The 17,445-nt window shown below is 71.1% G+C and carries 16 protein-coding genes; 9 read left to right on the top strand and 7 right to left on the bottom strand.

The genetic code is table 11. From position 1 onward, the window contains the following. Window positions 1-119 precede the first annotated feature (119 nt). Window positions 120-833 carry a TetR/AcrR family transcriptional regulator gene (locus ON41_RS14620; protein ID WP_040748166.1) on the bottom strand — a complete coding sequence of 238 codons (714 nt, stop codon included), beginning with the start codon at window positions 831-833 and terminating at the stop codon, window positions 120-122. 184 nt (window positions 834-1,017) lie between these two features. Here ON41_RS14620 and ON41_RS14615 point away from each other — a divergent pair, with 184 nt between their 5' ends. Further along, a complete protein-coding gene (locus ON41_RS14615; RefSeq protein WP_040748165.1) occupies window positions 1,018-2,733 on the top strand; it encodes a GMC oxidoreductase in 1,716 nt (571 codons plus the stop codon). Between the two features lie 206 nt (window positions 2,734-2,939). Here the strand turns inward: ON41_RS14615 and ON41_RS14610 are convergent, their stop codons facing one another. Next, window positions 2,940-3,419 (bottom strand): HAD-IIIC family phosphatase, encoded by a 480-nt coding sequence (locus ON41_RS14610; protein WP_040748164.1) that lies wholly within the window; start codon window positions 3,417-3,419, stop codon window positions 2,940-2,942. A 31-nt stretch (window positions 3,420-3,450) separates the two neighbouring features. Then, a complete protein-coding gene (locus ON41_RS14605) occupies window positions 3,451-4,539 on the bottom strand; it encodes a TerD family protein (RefSeq protein WP_040748163.1) in 1,089 nt (362 codons plus the stop codon). 144 nt (window positions 4,540-4,683) lie between these two features. Between ON41_RS14605 and ON41_RS14600 the strand changes: the two genes are divergently transcribed. Continuing rightward, window positions 4,684-5,220, top strand: coding sequence for a DUF2599 domain-containing protein (locus ON41_RS14600; RefSeq protein WP_063709882.1), 537 nt, complete (start codon window positions 4,684-4,686; stop codon window positions 5,218-5,220). A gap of 13 nt (window positions 5,221-5,233) precedes the next feature. Here ON41_RS14600 and ON41_RS14595 read toward each other — a convergent pair whose 3' ends face one another. Next, window positions 5,234-5,668: a pyridoxamine 5'-phosphate oxidase family protein gene (locus ON41_RS14595; RefSeq protein WP_040748174.1), complete on the bottom strand. Its 435-nt coding sequence runs from the start codon at window positions 5,666-5,668 to the stop codon at window positions 5,234-5,236. A gap of 223 nt (window positions 5,669-5,891) precedes the next feature. Between ON41_RS14595 and ON41_RS14590 the strand changes: the two genes are divergently transcribed. From ON41_RS14590 to ON41_RS14575, 4 genes are read left to right on the top strand one after another with little or no spacing between them, the layout of a single operon-like run. Next, window positions 5,892-7,094 carry an aminotransferase class V-fold PLP-dependent enzyme gene (locus ON41_RS14590; RefSeq protein ID WP_051161490.1) on the top strand — a complete coding sequence of 401 codons (1,203 nt, stop codon included), beginning with the start codon at window positions 5,892-5,894 and terminating at the stop codon, window positions 7,092-7,094. Next, complete coding sequence (locus tag ON41_RS14585) at window positions 7,091-8,356, top strand: heavy-metal-associated domain-containing protein (RefSeq protein WP_040748162.1); 1,266 nt, start codon at window positions 7,091-7,093, stop codon at window positions 8,354-8,356. Before ON41_RS14590 ends, ON41_RS14585 begins: the two co-directional genes overlap by 4 nt. Next, entirely contained in the window at window positions 8,353-9,867 is a 1,515-nt protein-coding gene (locus ON41_RS14580) for an alanine racemase (RefSeq protein ID WP_040748161.1), read from the top strand. The genes ON41_RS14585 and ON41_RS14580 overlap by 4 nt, the downstream gene beginning before the upstream one ends. Next, window positions 9,867-11,207, top strand: a complete 1,341-nt coding sequence (locus tag ON41_RS14575; RefSeq protein ID WP_040748160.1) for a pyridoxal-phosphate dependent enzyme — start codon at window positions 9,867-9,869, stop codon at window positions 11,205-11,207. The genes ON41_RS14580 and ON41_RS14575 overlap by 1 nt, the downstream gene beginning before the upstream one ends. Window positions 11,208-11,279: 72 nt before the next feature. On the opposite strand, the gene ON41_RS14570 is transcribed toward ON41_RS14575, so the two are convergent. Then, on the bottom strand, window positions 11,280-12,749 hold the full coding sequence (locus tag ON41_RS14570) for an FtsW/RodA/SpoVE family cell cycle protein (protein WP_040748159.1): 1,470 nt from the start codon (window positions 12,747-12,749) through the stop codon (window positions 11,280-11,282). 70 nt (window positions 12,750-12,819) lie between these two features. Beyond that, a complete protein-coding gene (locus ON41_RS14565) occupies window positions 12,820-13,113 on the bottom strand; it encodes a hypothetical protein (protein ID WP_040748172.1) in 294 nt (97 codons plus the stop codon). Window positions 13,114-13,216: 103 nt separating this feature from the next. Here ON41_RS14565 and ON41_RS14560 point away from each other — a divergent pair, with 103 nt between their 5' ends. From ON41_RS14560 to ON41_RS14550, 3 genes are all read left to right on the top strand, one after another. After that, window positions 13,217-15,082: a Na+/H+ antiporter gene (locus tag ON41_RS14560; protein ID WP_040748158.1), complete on the top strand. Its 1,866-nt coding sequence runs from the start codon at window positions 13,217-13,219 to the stop codon at window positions 15,080-15,082. A gap of 49 nt (window positions 15,083-15,131) precedes the next feature. Continuing rightward, window positions 15,132-15,758, top strand: a complete 627-nt coding sequence (locus ON41_RS14555) for a TetR/AcrR family transcriptional regulator (protein WP_051161488.1) — start codon at window positions 15,132-15,134, stop codon at window positions 15,756-15,758. A gap of 221 nt (window positions 15,759-15,979) precedes the next feature. Then, a complete protein-coding gene (locus ON41_RS14550; RefSeq protein ID WP_040748157.1) occupies window positions 15,980-16,702 on the top strand; it encodes an MgtC/SapB family protein in 723 nt (240 codons plus the stop codon). A 7-nt stretch (window positions 16,703-16,709) separates the two neighbouring features. Here the strand turns inward: ON41_RS14550 and ON41_RS14545 are convergent, their stop codons facing one another. Beyond that, window positions 16,710-17,441 (bottom strand): TetR/AcrR family transcriptional regulator C-terminal domain-containing protein, encoded by a 732-nt coding sequence (locus ON41_RS14545; RefSeq protein ID WP_051161494.1) that lies wholly within the window; start codon window positions 17,439-17,441, stop codon window positions 16,710-16,712. Window positions 17,442-17,445: the final 4 nt, after the last annotated feature.

Genomic DNA, 17,445 nt, shown 5'->3' with positions numbered 1-17,445 from the left:
CGTCGTTCATCTCGCCGTCAAGTCTCACATCATCGTGCTGTGGATACGCTGAGAATGCCCGGGGTCGGGTTGTGACATCCTGCACGATGACGGCGCCGAATGCCCAATCTTCCCAGTGGCTACCCGGTTGCCGCGCGGCTCAATCCGGCCATCGCGCACAGGTTGTCGAGCTGGCGTTCGAACACCTCGCCGCGATCGGTGAAGGTGTCGGCGCCGTACATGTCGAAGACGTCGAAGCTGACCGCGCCGAACATCCCCGACCACACCGACAGGCCCTGGACCAGAACCCAATCCGGCGGCCGCAGCGCGAATTCCGCGCGGATGCGCGCCAGATCGCGGGCCATCGCCGGGGAGACGGGCGGCAGCGGGTCGGGCGCGGTGAGATGTCCTGTGTCGTAGGCGTTCACGAGCACGTGCATGAGGGTCCGGATGACGCGGGTGCCCGGGGTGACGGTCTGCTCGGCGGGCGCGTGGTACCCGGGGACCGGGGTGCCGAACAGCAGCCCGTAGCGCGCGGGTTCGCGCAGGGCCCAGTCGCGGATCGCGCGGCCGATGACCCGCAGCCGCGCTCCGGGGTCGGCGGGCGCGGCGTCGAGGGCGGCGTCGACGGTGTCGGCCAGTTCGGTGTAGCCGTCGATGACCAGCAGCGTCAGCAGTTCGTCGCGGCTGCGGACGTAGCGGTACACCGCCGAGGAGACGACGCCCAGATCGCGGGCGACCGCCCGCAGCGACAGCGCCGACGCGCCGTGCACCGCGAGGTGCTCGCGGCCGATGCGCACGATGTCTTCCATGGTGCGGGCGCGGGCACGTGCCCGGGGTGTCGTGGCGGCCATGGCTCCACCATGCCACAAAGAGAGCGCTGCATCCAGATGTGAACGGTGCTTCCGGACCATCGCCCGCCGGCGCGAGCCCTACCAGCCGACCACACTGCCACACGTAGGGGGTACCGCACGACACATCTATCTACCCGGTAGTAACGTAAGGGAGGTCACAGGCGACCCGAGCAAGGAGCGGCAGATGCCCCAGCCCGACACCGATTTCGACGTGCTCGTCGTGGGTTCCGGATTCGGCGGCAGCGTCACGGCGCTGCGGCTGGTGGAGAAGGGGTACCGGGTCGGGGTGCTGGAGGCGGGGCGGCGGTTCGCCGACGCCGAGCTGCCCGACACCAGCTGGGATCTCCGCAAGTTCCTGTGGGCGCCGAAGCTGGGCTGCTACGGCATCCAGCGCATCCATCTGCTGCGCGATGTGCTGATCCTCGGCGGGGCCGGGGTGGGCGGCGGCTCGCTCAACTACGCCAACACCCTCTACGTGCCGCCGGACCCGTTCTTCCGCGACGCGCAGTGGCGCGACATCACCGACTGGCGCTCGGAGCTGACGCCCTACTACGAGCAGGCCACCAAGATGCTCGGCGTGGTCCGCAATCCGCACATCACCCCGGCCGACGAGGTGTTCCGTCAGGTCGCCGACGATATGGGCGTGGGCGACACGTTCGTGCAGACCCCGGTCGGGGTGTTCTTCGGCGAGGCCGGGAAGACGGTCGCCGACCCGTATTTCGGCGGTGTCGGCCCGGACCGCACCGGCTGCCTGGAATGCGGCGAATGCATGACCGGCTGCCGTCACGGCGCCAAGAACACGCTCGTGAAGAACTACCTGTACCTGGCCGAACAGGCCGGGGCACAGGTGATCCCGCTGACCACCGTGACCGCGGTGCGCCCGCTGACCGGCGGCGCCTGGCAGGTCGACACCGAGCGCACCGGCGCCTGGTTCCGCAAGTCGCCGAAATCGTTCACCGCCGGGCAGGTCGTGCTCGCCGCCGGCACCCGCGGCACCCAGCAGTTGCTGTTCGCCATGCGCGACAAGGGCATTCTGACCGGGTTGTCGCCGCGGCTGGGCGAGCTGACCCGCACCAACTCCGAGTCGATCGTCGGCGCGGCGACCCGCCGGGTGGATCCGGACCGCGACTTCACCCGCGGTGTCGCGATCACCTCGTCCATCCATCCGACGCCCGACACCCACGTGGAGCCGGTGCGCTACGGCAAGGGCTCCAACGCGATGGGCCTGCTGCAGACGCTCATGGTCGACGGCGGCGGCCGGATTCCGCGCTGGCTGCGGTTCGTCCTCGAGGTGCTGCGGCATCCGCTGACGCTGCTGTCGATGCTGAGCGTGAAGAACTGGAGCGAGCGCACCGTCATCTCGCTGGTGATGCAGCATCTGGACAATTCGATCACCACGTACACCAAGCGCGGCGTCTTCGGCCGCAAGCTGACCTCGAAACAGGGTCACGGCCAGCCGAATCCGACGTGGATCCCGGCCGGGAACGAGGTGACCCGCCGGGTGGCCGACAAGATCGGCGGCACCGCCGGCGGCAGCTGGGGCGAGGTGTTCAACGTGCCGCTGACCGCGCACTTCCTCGGCGGCGCGCCGATCGGCGCCGACGCCGAGCACGGCGTCATCGACGCCTACCACCGCGTGTACGGCTACCCCACGCTCAGCGTGGTCGACGGCGCCGCGGTGTCGGCCAACCTCGGGGTCAACCCGTCGCTCACCATCACCGCCCAGGCCGAGCGGGCCGCCGCCCTCTGGCCGAACAAGGGCGAACAGGACACCCGCCCGCCTCAGTCCGCCGGCTACGAGCGCATCTCCCCCGTCCGCCCCAACCACCCGGTCGTCCCCGCCGGCGCCCCCGCCGCCCTCGTCCTCCCCATCGTCGAAATCCGCAGCGACACAGCCTGACCGCCCTCGGCGAACCCGCCCCCGATTGCACTCCGTGCCATTTCGCACCCACTGCATCCCCGCACGCGCTGCCACTCCCCGCACCCGCCCCGCCGTTCACGCACCCTTTCCGCACTCCCGCACCCTCTCCAGCGCACGGAAACGGGTGCGGGAGTACGCAGGGGGTGCGGGAATGCTCGGGGTGCGCGGGTGAGGTGTGGGTGGGGTCAGCGGGTGGCGATGTGGGCGAAGCCCATGGGGGATGTGGGCGGGGGCGCGGTGGTGACGGGGGCGCGGAATTCCTGGAGGGCGGTGAGGACGTCGACGTGGCGGGAGGCGTAGCAGCGGACCTGCGGCAGGGCGTGGCCGACCTCGCTGCGTTCGAGGGGTTCGGCGTCGAGGTAGCCGACGGCGTCGAGGGCGATGTGCAGCCGGTCGGCGATGCGGCGGATGGCGGCGGATTTGCGGCCCCAGCCGATCTCGACCGCGGCGAAGGCGGAGTGCAGGCCGTGGCGGTGCAGTTTGTCGGTGGTCCAGGCCCATTCGCCGCGGCTGGCCACGGCGTGCACGACACCGCGCCGCGACAGCGCGCGCAGGGCCCGCACCGCGTCCGGCCGCAGCGCGCCGCTGGTCGAATCGCACACCACCCCCTCCCACAGCGTGTTGTCCAGTTCCCAGACAAGGCATTTCACTGCCGGTGAAGTCATGTCGTTCCTACGTGTCGTGTGCGCGGCGGGGCTACAGGTACGGCGACACCTGCTGCACCGCCTCGACCGGATGGCCGGCCTGGATGGGAGCGCCGATGGAGGCCAGCCGCCAGATGCCGTCCTCGCGATACACCTTGGCGACGACCATGCCGGTGTGCGCGCCGCCGCCGCGCAGGTTGCCGCGGGCGAGTTCGGTGTTGTTGGAGCCGTCGACCAGCCGCCAGTAGCCGTTGCGGATGCGTTCGAAGGTGTGCCCGCCGTAGGAGCTCACCACGAACATCAGCGTGTTGACCTGCGGCGGGACGCGGCCGAGGTCGACGGTGATCACCTCGTCGTCGCCCTTGCCCTCGCCGGTGAGGTTGTCGCCGGAATGCCGCACGGCGCCGTCGCGCGACGAGAGCTGCTGGTAGAAGGCGACATCCACCAGATTCTGCCCGACGAACAGCAACGCCGAGGCGTCCAGGTCGATCTCGAGTTCGCGCAGGCCGCGCGGGCCGTGCACCTTCATCGGGTCCCAGCCGACGGCCATCTTGACCATCTTCAGCTCGCCCTTGCGGATCTCGTGGAGCGCGACCTCCTGGCCGGGGTCGAGGACCGCCGGGCCCAGATACGCCGGTTCGGCCTCGGCGCCGCCGATGTGGACGCCGTGCGCGGTGACCAGGGCGGCGAATCCGGCGGGATAGCCGTGGCCGAGCACCCGCACCTGCCAGTCGGGTCCGGTGCGGTCCAGGTCGAAGGCGATGACCGTCGACTCGGGGCCCAGGCCCTCGATCACGTACTCGTACAGCAGGTTTCCGGCGGCGTCGTCGATGCGGACCTGCGGCGGCGCGTGGTCGCCGAACCGTCCCTGGGCGTCCTCGAGCGAGACGGCGACGCGCACGTGCTCGATATCGGGCGGTAGCTGGCGCAGCCCGATCGACAGGGACGCCTGGCCGGGGATCAGGCGCACGCCGGCACCGGTGGGCTGGTTGTAGAAGACCAGATCGCCTTCGCCGCGCACCCGGCCGCCGGCGTTGAGTAACAGCGCCGACACGTCGGTCGGTTCACCGTGCCGGACGGACACGACGATGTCGTCGACGGACAGGCGGTCGACTTGCCCCTTGGTCAGCTGTGCGGCCACCCGTCCTACTTTACGGGGCGTGCGCGCGAATCCGGTTCAGTCGAGCGACACCGGCGTGCTGCGCATCCGGCTCGGCAGCAAGCGAATTGCGGGGGTCGGGTAGCGTGACGGGCGCGAGACGGGCACCAACAGCGAGGAGTTCGGGTGCGGCACGGTGTCAGTGTCAGGCGGATCGGTGGGGCGGGGCTGCTGGCCGCGGCGCTGGCGGCGACCGGATGCGCGGCCTCCGAGGACTCCGCGCCGGTCGCGGTCGGCCCGCCGACGACCACCACCGCCGCCACCGCCACTCCCGCGGCGCGCCAGGCCCCGGCCTCCCCGACCGCGCGGCCGGTCGCCACGACACCCGCGACCGACCAGTACGCCGATGTCGCGCTGGTGGACCGCGTCGAGTGGACCGACGACCCCGACGGCCGCCGCCTGCACGTCTACCCCAGCTCGGCCGGGCGCGCCGACACCTTCCCGGCGGCGCTGGACCGCGCGTGGGGCGAGGTGCTCGCCGGCTCCCCCGACGCCGATTCGCCGGGCATGTACGACCAGTTCAAATGCCATTGGGAGTGGGCGCGGCTGGTGGCGCCGGACAAGCCGAGCTGGAATCTGGAGCCGTGGCGTCCCGCCCCGGGCTATCAGGGCACGGTGTCGGCGCGCTGCAATCCCGGCGGGCCGGATCCCGCCGGGAACTGAACTCCCGTCCGGGTCAGAAGTTCTCGAAGCCGCCGAGATCGGCCGACAGCCAGCGTTCCGGGCGCATGTAGACCACGACCTGCTCACCGAGGCTCGCGTTCGCGAACTCGAGATATCCGGCCACCTTGTCGGCGGGGACGTAGCGCCGGGCCATCGCCTCGTGCAGGATGTCGGTGCCGGGGATGATGCGGGTGACCGGACCCTCCACCGTCACGTACCGGACGGTCGGTGAGACGCGTTCGGCCATCACGCTGAACCGGCCCGCGGCCTTGATCAGCTCCATCTTCCGCGACACCAGCCCGGTCAGGAACCACAGCTCGCCGCCGGGCAGGTAGTCGTACCAGATCGGCACGGTCAGCGGGCCGCGCCCGGGGCCGGCGTCCACCGACAGGGCACCGATGTGCGGTTCGGTCAGGAACTCGTCGCGTTCGTCCGGAGTCAGCGCCATGACCACACGGTACCGCCGTGCCGGCCGCCGTCCGGCGCCCTGTCCCGGCCCGGTGACGGCGGCCCGAATTCCGTCCTCCGAAACTTGTTGTCCGCGAGAATCTTCGAACACGTCATGAAAAGTGCGTATCGTTGGGGTCGTCGGAGCGTACGACCCGAAGGGAGCGGCGTTGCGGTCACCTGCGCCATGGTCTGCCGTCACCGGGCCACCGGCGGTACGGCGCATGTTCCCCGCGCTGACCGAGACCACCGACGTCTACCTCGACAGCGCCGCCACCACCCAGAAGCCGCAGCAGGTGATCGACGCGGTCCGCCGCTACCACAGCAGCCGCACCGCGAACGCCGGGCGCGGCACCTATCCGTGGTCGACGACGCTGGCCCGCGATATCGACGGCGTCCGCGCGCGGGCGGCCGAATTCCTCGGCGCCACACCCGAAGAGGTGGTGTTCACCGCGGGCGCCACCGCCGGGCTCAACGCGGTGGCGCTGGCGTGGGGGCTGGCGAATCTCGACGACGGCGACGAAATCCTCTACAGCCCACGCGATCACGCCTCGAACGTGTATCCGTGGCTGCAGGTGCGGGCGATGCTGCGCCGGTTCGGCCGCGAGATCCGGCTGGTCCCCTACCGGGTCACCGCGCTCGGCGAGGCCGATGTCGAGGACATCGCCGCCAAGCTCACCACCCGCACCCGCCTGATCACCGTCACCCACCTGCACCACGTGTTCGGGGCGCTCACCACCCTCGAGGAGATCCGCGGGCGCCTGGATCCGCGGGTGCTGCTGTGTTTCGACTGCAGCCAGAGCGCCGGGCACCTGCCGGTGGACGTCACCGCGCTCGGCGCGGATTTCGCGGTGGCCTCGGCGCACAAGATGTTCGGCGCGCCCGGCACCGGCCTGCTGTACTGCGCCCGCCGCGTGCACGATCAGCTCACCGCGTTCCTGCCCGGCGGCAATTCCGGTGTGACGCACACCGATTCCGGCCTGGCGCCCGCGCGCATGCCGGACCGGATGGAGGGCGGCACCCACAACATTCCCGGCATCCTCGCGCTCGGCGCGGCGCTGGAGTTCCTCGGCGAGGTCGGGCTCGACACGATCGCCGGGCACAACCGGGCACTGACCCTGCGACTGATCGACGGCCTGCGGCCGCTGCCGGGCCTGGAGTTCCTGCCGGGCCCCGCGCACGCGCCGTGCGCGACCGGTTACGGCATCGTGTCGTTCACCCTCGCCGGGATCGGCGCCACCGATCTGGGGTTCGTGCTGGCCGAACTCGGATTCCTGGTCCGCACCGGCGCCCACTGCGTCCCGCCCCGCTCCGGCGCCTCAGCCGACGACGATTCGGTACGGGTGAGCACCCACCTGTACAACACCGCCGAGGAGATCGACCGATTCGTGCGGTGTATCCACACCATAGCCACGGAGGTCCGATGACAACCGACCAGGCCCCACCCCGCTACGACCGGCGCGCGGCCTCCCGCGTCCTGGCCGGCCTGGCCCGGCCCGGACTGTTCGCCGAGGCCCCCGGACCGGTTCCGCGCCGCATCGAATACACGTGCGCGCCTGTGCGTTCGGAGCCCAACAGTCATCTGACGCTGTCGCAGCGGCTGTATCTGGAGCGGTTCATGCGGCCGTGCCGCGCCGACCAGGTCACCAGCGCCACCCACCGCATCGCCTGGACCGATTCCGACGGCATCCCCAACACCGGCCACTTCCACGCCGGGGGCCTGGGCGCGATCGTGCCGATCGCCATGCGCGAGGCGGTGCTGCGGCTGTGGCACGCGCTGGCGTCCGATACCGCTCTGGCCGACCGCATCTCGGCGATCGGGCCGCGTGATCTCGCGGTGCTCGCGGGCACCACCACCGACCACGACCCGCTCGACATCTTCCGGGTCGGGATCGAGGCGACCGGCCGCGCGCTGGCCCAGCACGCGCTGCTGGCCCGCTGGACGCCGTATCGCACGCCGGTCGAATTCGCGCGCGGTATGCGCGATTCCGGGCTGTTCGGCGCGGTGGCGACCCGCTGGTTCTGGGAGCTACAGGCCTCGACCTACCGGCGCGGCATGATCCCGGTGACGGTCGCGGTGCAGCGCGACGGCACCGTCCGCTACACCGCCGACACGGTCGCGACGCTGCGCGCGATGAAGGACGCCACCATCTCCGACGCGCACCGGGTCATGCGGCGCGCCACCACCTCGGAGGGATTGTCGGTGGCGGCGGCGATCGAGAAGTACCACGACGAACTCGACCTCATCTCCCGCCAGTACGCGCTGCTGCCCCCGGGCACCCGCCCGGCCTGCCTGGCCGCGATGCCCCACCATGTCGACGGCGGCCACTACAGCGTCCTGCCGGTGGTGGTGGACCGGTTCGTGGAGCTGTTCTGCGCGATCGTCCCCCGCCTGACCGTGACCGAGGTGCGCGGCGACGACGAGCCCGGCCCCGGCGACCTGACCGCCGAGGATCAGGTGTTCTACGTGCCGGATATGAACTGCAAGCACTGCGTGCGCACCATCACCGGGGTGCTGGAGTCCATGCAGATCCGCGTGCACGACATCGATCTGATCGGCAAGCGGGTGGTGGCGGAGTTCCGCAGCCCCCGCAACCGCCATCGCGCGTTCGAGGCGCTGCGCGACGGCGGCTACAACCCGGCCCTCGCCGAGCCCGCCGGCTCCCGCGGCACGGAAACGGCCGTATGACCTCCCCGGTCCCCGCGCTACCGGCGAAGATCCACCCGCTGGTACGCGCCTTCCTCGACACGCCCGGCGCCGCCGAGGACGCCCTGGTCCGCTTCGGCTCCCCCGCGCATCTGGTGTTCCCGCAGGTGTTCGCCGAGAACCTGCGGCGGCTGCGCGCGGTCCTCGACCGGCGGCTGCCCCGGCACCGGATCTGCTACGCGCACAAGGTGAACCGGTCGCGCGCGTTCCTGCGCACCGCCGAGCACGCCGGTATCTCGGTCGACGTGGCCTCTCCGCAGGAACTCGCCTCCGCGGTCGACGCCGGATTCGGCCCGATGCGCATCGAGGTCACCGGCCCCAAGGGGGAATCGTTCCTGCGGGAGCTGATCGACGCCGCGGTCACCGTCAACGTGGACAATCTCTGGGAGTTGCGGCGCATCGCCGAGCTGACCGGCGAGCGCGCGAAAGTGCCGGTGCTGCTGCGCCTCTCAGGGTTCGCGGCGAGCGCGATCAGCCGCTTCGGGATCCCGCTGGACGAGGCGGAGGAGGCGCTGCGGGTGCTGTCGGCGCATCGCGCCCGGATCGCGTTGCGCGGCTTCGCCTTCCACATCGACTCCGGTGAGCCCGCCGAACGGGTGCGGGCGGTGGAGGCGTGCCTGGAGCTGATCGAGACCGCCTACGGGTACGGGCTGACGCCGGCGGTGCTCGATATCGGCGGCGGGTTCCGGCAGGTCTTCACGGCCGATCCCGACCGTTTCGACCATTACGTCGCCGCGCTGCGGGAGGCGCTGCTGGGCCGCGGCGAGCCGATGACGTGGGGCGGCAACACCTTCGGCTTCCACCTCGACGATACCGGCGTGCGCGGCACCCCGGTGTTCCACAAGTACGCCAACACCGTGCCGGCCACCCGCATGCTCGACGATCTGCTGCGCGCCCCGCTCGACGCGCACGGCGGGCGAACGATCGCGCAGGTCGCGGGCGAGAATCTGCTGGAGTTGTGGCTGGAGCCGGGGAAGTCGCTGGTCGACCACGCCGGAATCACCGTCGCCCGCGTCGAATTCGTCAAACGGGCCGCCGACGGCAGCGTGCTGGTCAATCTCGACCTCAGCCGCGACACCGTCACCCCGGCCGATCAGGAGGTGATGGTGGACCCGATCGTCGTCCGCAGCGACGCGCACCGCGACGCCGCCCGTCCCGTCTACGCCGTCGCCGCCGCCCGCCCCGGCGATACCGTGCCGGCGCTGCGGCCGGTCGGCGACCAGACCGAACCGGTCGGGGTGTATTTCGCCGGGCGCCTGTGCCTGGAACGCGATCTGATCACCAATCACAAGGTGTGGCTGGCGGAGCGGCCCCGGCCCGGGGATCTGGTGGTGTTCCCCAATACCGCCGCCTACCACTCCGATCTGTCGGCGGCGAGCGCGTCGATGCATCCGCTGCCGCCGAAACTGGCCGTCGCCCACCGCTCGGGCGCGTTCCAGGTGTGCCGTGACGTCGACTACGAACCGGCCCGCCGTCTCGACGGGAGGCCGTGATGCGCTACGACCACATCACCGACCTCATCGGCAACACCCCGCTGCTGCGCCTGGATCCGGCGGTGCACGGGCTGGCGAATGTCGAGCTGTACGCGAAGCTGGAGTCCTGCAACCCGTTCGGGTCGGTGAAGGACCGCGTCGCGTGGGGCATGATCCGCGACGAACTCGACGGCATCACCGACCGCGGGCAGACCCTCATCGAGGCCTCCAGCGGCAATACCGCCAAGGCGCTGCGCATCCTGGGCGCCCTGCACGGCATCGGGCTGCGGGCGGTCACCAACCGGATCAAGGTGTCGGAGGTGCGCGACCTGCTGCAACTGTTCGGCACCGAGATCGAGGAGCTGCCCGGGCTGTCGGAGTGCCCGGATCCGACCACACCCAACGACGTGTACTCGGTGATCGAGGCGACCATGGCGAAACACCCTGGCGCATACCATCATCCGTCGCAGTACACCAACGAGAAGAATATCGAGGCGCACTATCACGGCACGGGCCGCGAGATCCACGAGGACCTGGCCCGCGACGGCATCCACCGCGTCGACTATCTCGTCGGCGGCCTGGGCACCACCGGCTCCACCCGCGGCACGGCCTCGTATCTGCGCAAGCACAATCCGGAGCTGCGGGCGCTGGCGGTGGTGTCGGAGCGCTCGGATTTCATTCCGGGTATCCGGTCGGAGACGGAGATGTGGGAGGTGGGCCTGTTCCGGCCGGACTTCTACGACAGCGTCCTCGCCGTGGAGTCCGGGCGCGCCATCGACGCCACCCTCGAGCTGGCGACCGGCTACGGGGTGCTGGCCGGGCCGACCAGCGGCGCCACCTATGCCGCGACGCTGGATTTCCTGGGCGCCCTGGACTATTCGACCATCGCGACCGATACCCCGGTGGTGGCGGTGTTCATCGTGTGCGACCGGATCGAACCGTATCTGTCCTATATCAGGAAACGCCGCCCGGACCTGTTCGGCCGCAGCGCCCGCCGCACCGAACCTCCGACCGCGCAGGAGATCGCGGCGGTGCCGGCGCTGTCGCCGGAGGCGCTGGCCGAACTCGACGCCACCGCCCGCCCGACGATCGTCGACACCCGCGGCGCGATGGCCTACCGCATCGGGCATGTGCCGGGCGCGTTGAACATCCGCGACGACCAGCTCGACGACATGCTCACCCAGGGCATGCCGTTCTCCCGCTCCCGCCCGCTGGTGTTCGTCTGCCCGGTCGGCGAGGTCTCCCTGCGCTTCGCGGCGCTGGCGCGGCGCGCAGGCTACGACGCGGCCAGCCTCGACGGCGGCGTGGTCGCCTGGCGCGACGCGGGCCTGCCCCTGGAGTCCGCACCCCAGCCCCGCTGAGCGCCCCTGTCCCGCGCACTCCCCTCCCGTTTTCCGGCGTGCTTGTGGCCGGAAAACGGGAAGCGGGTGTGGTCAGTGGTCGCGGCGGGGTTGCCCGCCCTGGCGGATGTGTTCGGTCATGGCTTCGGCGATGGGGGCGGCGGGTGGGGGCGCGGCGGGGGTGGCGGCGGTGCGGGCGTCGTGGGAGACGCGCATGAGCAGGCCGACGATGATGTAGTTGGCCAGCAGCGACGAGCCGCCGTAGGACATGAACGGGGTGGTGAGGCCGGTGAGCGGGATCAGTTTGGTGACGCCGCCGACCACCACGAACAGCTGCCAGCCCAGCGAGAACGCCAGCCCGCCGGCGAGCAGTTTGCCGAAGGCGTCGCGGGTGGCCAGGGCGGCGGTGAACCCGCGCAGGGTGAGGATGGTGAACAGCAGCAGCACCGCGGTCAGCCCGATCAGGCCGAGTTCCTCGCCGATGGTGGAGATGATGAAGTCGGTCTTCGCGAACGGCACCTCCTGCGGGCGTCCCGCGCCCAGCCCGGTGCCCGACAGTCCGCCGGTGCCGAGCCCGAACAGCGCCTGCGCGATCTGGTAGCCGTTGGTGTAGTAGGTGTCGAACGGGTCCTGCCACACCCGCACCCGCACGCGCACGTGCCCGAACAGGTTGTAGGCGATGATCGCGCCGACGGCGAACATGGCGATGCCGATCAGCAGCCAGGACGCGCGCCGGGTGGCGATGTACACCATCGCCAGCACCGTCCCGAACACCAGCAGCGAGAATCCGAGGTTCTTCTCGTACACCAGGACCAGCACCGACACGAACGTCACCAGCAGCAGCGGGCCGAGGTCGCGCAGCCGCGGCACGGTGAAGCCGAGGACGCTGCGCCCGGCGGTGCCGAACAGGTCCCGGTTGTCGACGAGGTATCCGGCGACGAAGATCAGCAGCAGCACCTTGGCGAACTCGCCGGGCTGAATCGAGAACCCGGAGAACATGATCCAGCTCTTCCCGCCGTTGACCTCGCTGAACCGCGACGGCAGCACCGAGGGGATCAGCAGCAGCACCAGGCCCGCGAGCCCGCAGGTGTAGGCGTAGCGGGCGGGCTGGCCGTGGTGGCGGACCACGGCCAGCACGAGCGTGAACAGCACGAGGCCGCCGGTGGTCCAGATCAGCTGGTGCGGGGCGTCCGCCGACGGCGCCGCCTTGCCCAGGGCGGCCGCGGTGGCGGCCTCGGCGCGATCGAGGCGGTCGATGAGGACCAGGCCCAGCCCGTTGAGCAGGGTCACGCACGGCAGCAGCACCGGGTCGGCCAGCGGCGCCAGCCGCCGCACCGCCAGATGCGCGAGCAGCACCAGCCCCGCGAACACCACCAGCGCCCAGTGCAGCGATCCCGCGGCCTCTCCGCCCGCGGCCGACGACATCCCCAGGGCCGCGATCACGACCAGCGCGATCGCGGCCACGCACAGCACCAGTTCGGCGCGGCGGGGGTGGCGGCGGCCGATCGGCCCGGACACTCTGCCGATCGGTCCCGACGACGATCCGTCCCGAAACGCGCTCACGTCACAAGTATGCGGGCGGCCGGCCGCGCGCCGGTGGCAACCAAGCGTCCCACCGCAATTCGCCCGCGTGTCAGCGGCGGTCGAGCGCGGCGATCAGCAGGTCCTTGATCTCGGCCATGTTCTCCTCGATCGCTCGGACCCGGGCGTCGGTCTCGCCGAGCTTTCCCGCCAGCCGCTCCTCGGCGCCGTCGATGCGGGCGGTCAGCCGCCCTTCGGCCCCGTCGATCGTGGCGTCGAGCACCGCGATCCGTTCGCGGGTCTGCTGGCCGAGCACGTTGACCATCGACAGCACGGCCTTGTAATCCGCGCGATCGGCCTCCAGCGCGGCGACGCGGGCTTCGAGTTCGGCGAGTGTGGCGGACATCCAGCGATCGTAGACCGCCCGCCCACCGGCGCGCAGCCCCTGCGAATCCGCCACCGGCGGAACCGATTGCGCTGGTCGCCGCGCATCCTGGCAGGATAGCCGGGTGGATATCGCCGCCGGATTGGTAATCCTGGTCGCCGTCGCGGTCGCGCTGGCCGCGCTGGCGCGCCGGCTGGGCATGGCCGAACCGCTGCTGCTGACCGTGGCCGGCGTGATCGCCTCCTACCAGCCGTTCATCCCCCGCATCGACATCAATCCGGAGCTGGTGCTGCTCGGATTGCTGCCGCCGCTGCTCTACACCGCCGCGATCAACACCTCGCTGATCGAGTTCCGGCCGAAGAAGCTGTCGATCGCGCTGCTGTCGGTGGGCCTGGTGCTGTTCACCACGTTCATCGTGGCCGGGGTGGTGTGGGCGATGCTGGGGGTGCCGTTCGCGGCGGCGGTGGCGATCGGGGCGGTGGTCGCGCCGCCGGACGCGGTGGCCGCGACCGCGGTGGCCCGCCGGGTCGGGATGCCGCGGCGCATCGTGACCCTGCTGGAGGGCGAGTCGCTGTTCAACGACGCCACCGCGCTGGTGTCGCTGCGGACCGCGATCGCCGCGCTGGCGGGCAGTTTCAGCGTGTGGCAGGCCGGCGGCGACTTCTTCTACGCGGCCGGCGGCGGCGCGCTGATCGGCGTGGTCGCCGCCGGGCTGCTGGCGGTGCTGCGCCGCCGCATCACCGATCCGGTGCTCGACACCAGTCTGTCGCTGCTGGCGCCGTTCGCGGCGTACCTGCCCGCCGAGGCCGCGCACGCCTCGGGCGTGATGGCGGTGGTGGTGTGCGGCCTGATCCTGGGCCAGGGCGCGCCGGTGTGGCAGACCGCGGCCTCGCGCATCGCCGAGCGCACCAACTGGCGCACCATCCAGTTCCTGCTGGAGAGCGCGGTGTTCCTGCTGATCGGCCTGCAGGTGCGTCATATCGTCGAGGACGCCTGGAACAGCGGCCTGGATCACGGCACGATCCTGCTGACCTGCGCCGCGGTGCTGGCGGCGGTGGTGGTGGCGCGGCCGGTGTGGGTGTTCCCGGCAACGTATTTCGCCTGGTTCGTCGAGTCCCGGCCGCGCGGGAAGCCACGCCCGGCGTGGACGGGCCCGGCGGTGGTGTCGTGGTCGGGAATGCGCGGCGTGGTGACGCTGGCCGCGGCGCTGCTGCTGCCCGACGACACTCCGCAGCTGGCGACGCTGAAACTGCTGGCGCTGGTGGTGGTCGGCGGAACGCTGCTGCTGCAAGGGGTTTCGCTGCCGCTGCTGGTGCGGCTGCTGCGGTTGCGCGGCCCGAGCCGCGCCGAGGACGCGTTGCAGGAGGCGAATCTGCTGCAGCAGGCCACCACCGCCGGGCTCGAGGCCCTGGAGGCGGAGATCGCGCCGGAGACGCCGCCGGAGGTGGTGGCGGCGCTGCGCGACCGGGTGTCGCGGCGGGTGTTCGCGGCGTGGGAGCAGCTGGGCCGTTCGGAGTCGCTGCGCGTCACCCCCAGCGGCGAGTACCGGCGGCTGCGGCTGGCGATGCTGCGCGCCGAACGCGAAACCGTGCTGCGCGTGCGCGATTCGGGGACCGTCGACCACGAGGTGCTCGAACATGTGATGGCGCTGCTCGATATGGAGGAGTCGACCATCGACCGGGTCACCGAGGCCGACAGCGACGTCTCCGATCCGCTGCGCGCCCCGCTGGCCGGCGGCTGCGAGCATCTGCGCGACGCCCCGCACACCGCGGCGCCCGACACGCCCGACGAGTGCGCGGAATGCGTCGCCGAGGGCCTCACCTGGGTCCATCTGCGCATGTGCCTGACCTGCGGTCACGTCGCCTGCTGCGATTCCTCGGTCGGCAATCACGCCACCGGCCACTTCCGCGCCACCGCCCACCCGGTCATGCGCAGCGTCGAACCGGGCGAGAAGTGGCGCTGGTGCTATATCGACGAACTGCTGGGATGAGCGGCGGCGTGACGACGGCCCGCCGGCGGCGGGCGGTACGGTGAGGCGCGTGCATTCCGGTCAGGACTCTCCCCGCGGCGAACCTCGGATCTGGGGTGGGACCACGCTCACCGAACGCCGCGAGGCCCGGCGCACGGCGTTGCTGGAGGCCGCGCTCGATCTGATCGGCGAGGCGGGCGCGGGAGCGGTGACGATGCGGGCGGTGTGCCGCACGGCGGGTCTCACCGACCGCTACTTCTACGAGAGCTTCACCGGCCGCGACGATCTGCTCGATGTGCTCTACCGGCAGGTGGCCGAGGAGTTCCTGGCGCCGATGACGGCCTTCGCCGCGGTCGACAGTCCCGCCCGCGACCGCGAGCTGGCGGCGGTCCTGGTGGACAAGGTGCTGGAGGATCCGCGCAAGTCGCGGCTGTTCCTGGTGGAGCCGTACTCTAGTACGGGGCTGGGGCAGACCACGATCGCGGTGATGCCGACGTTCACGCGCCTGATCCAGGACCACCTGTTCCACCACATCGACGATCCGGTGCGCCGCCGCCTGGCCGCGGTCACGATGGCGTCGGGGAACGCGGGCATGTTCTCGGCGTGGCTCAGCGGATCGCTGAAGGTGGGCCGGGAGCAGATCGTGGACCATCTGGTCGCGGTGATCACCGCCTACCGGTCCATGTACCGCGACTGAGCGCGCGACGCGCCTCACATTCCGGTTGCCACGGCGTTGCCGCCGGGTGTTTACTGACTCCGGCCTGCGAAGGGAGGTGGTCGTCGTGCCCGACAGCGACAGTAGTGAACGCGTGTGTGCCGAATCTTCATCCGGCGACCTCCCCGCACTCCGCAGCGTCCCGCCGCTCTGCCGGTAGCGCCCTGCGGCACCTGGTCGCCGCGAGCTCCGGGAGGGCTGTCATGACGACTGTGGAAATGCTGCTGCGCCTGGCGACCGGTGTCGGGCTGGGCGTGGTGATCGGGCTGGAGCGCCAGTACCGCGCCCGGATGGCCGGGCTGCGCACCAACGCGCTGGTCTCCGCGGGCGCCACCCTGTTCGTGCTGCTGTCCGCGCACGGCTTCCAGGGCGGCACCGCGGATCCGACACGCGTTGCGGCGCAGATTGTTTCGGGTATCGGATTCCTCGGCGCGGGTGTGATCATGCGCGAGGGCCTGAGCGTGCGCGGCCTCAACACCGCCGCCACGCTGTGGTGTTCGGCCGCCGTCGGCGCGCTGGCCGGCGCGGGCATGTACGGGACGGCGGCCGCGGGCGCCGCGGCGGTGGTCGTGGTCAACACGGCGCTGCGCTGGGCTGGGCGCACGGTGGACCGTCACCCCGAATCGGGTGTCGAGCAGACCGCGGACTACCGGTTCACCGCCGTGACCGACGACGCCCACGAGGCGCACGTGCGGGCACTGCTCGTGCAGGCGTTGACCCGCACCGACTTCCGGCTGGTCTCGATCGCGAGCCACAACATCGCACCGGATACCGGGTCGCGCGGCCGAGTCGAGGTGCGCGCGGAGCTGACCGGCGACGAGCGTGACGACCGGCAGATGGAGTCGGCGGTCAGCCGCCTGAGCCTGGAACCGTCGGTGACCAGCGTCGGCTGGAGCATCCCGGACACCGAGGGCGCCGGCCGGTGAACGCGGGTCAGTCGTTCTCGGACAGGGCCGCGCCGCGGTCGTGCGGGGTCCGCAGGCGGGCCTCGAGGCCGTCGAGGACGCACAGCAGGCCGAAGTCGTAGGCCACGACGCGGGCGGTGTTCGGGTTGCTGGGGATGTTTCGGCGATAGTCCTCGAGCATCTCCGGATAGTCGGCGGCCAGTTCGGTCATCATCGTCATCGCGGACTCGTAGTCCCAGTCCTCGCCGCCCGCGCGTTGCATGCCGAGGCCCGGAAGGACCTGTCCGAGAACGAAGCTGATCACCGCGCCGGAGGCGAGGTAGATGTCGAGGCCTTCGAATCCGGCCTGTACGAACGTGCGCCGCAGCCGGTCGCTCAGTTCGAACGCCTTGGGCCCCACCATCGGCATACGGCCGACGAGGGTGCCGACCCAGGGATGTGCGAGCAGGGTGGCGCGCAGGCTGTAGGCGAAGGTGGTGAGCACCTGACGCCACGGCGCGCCCTCGGGATCGGGGACCTCCACCCAGCCCCAGAACTCGTCGAGCGCCAGTTCCAGTAGTTCGTCCTTGTTCGCGACGTGCCAGTACAGGCTGGTCGCGCCGGCGTTGAGCCGCGCGCCGAGTTTGCGCATGCTCAGCGCCTCGAGTCCCTCGGCGTCCAGTATCTCGAGGGCCGCGGCGACGATCTGCTCGCGCCCCAGCCCCGTGCTCTTGGGCTGGCGCGGCGGACGGGTCCATACCGACGAGAACTGTGTGGCCACGACC

It is taken from the genome of Nocardia transvalensis NBRC 15921 (genome assembly GCF_000308875.1).
GTDB lineage: Bacteria > Actinomycetota > Actinomycetes > Mycobacteriales > Mycobacteriaceae > Nocardia > Nocardia transvalensis.
The sequence above is the reverse complement of the archived record's forward strand: the minus strand, read 5'-3'. Positions and strand labels throughout refer to the sequence as shown.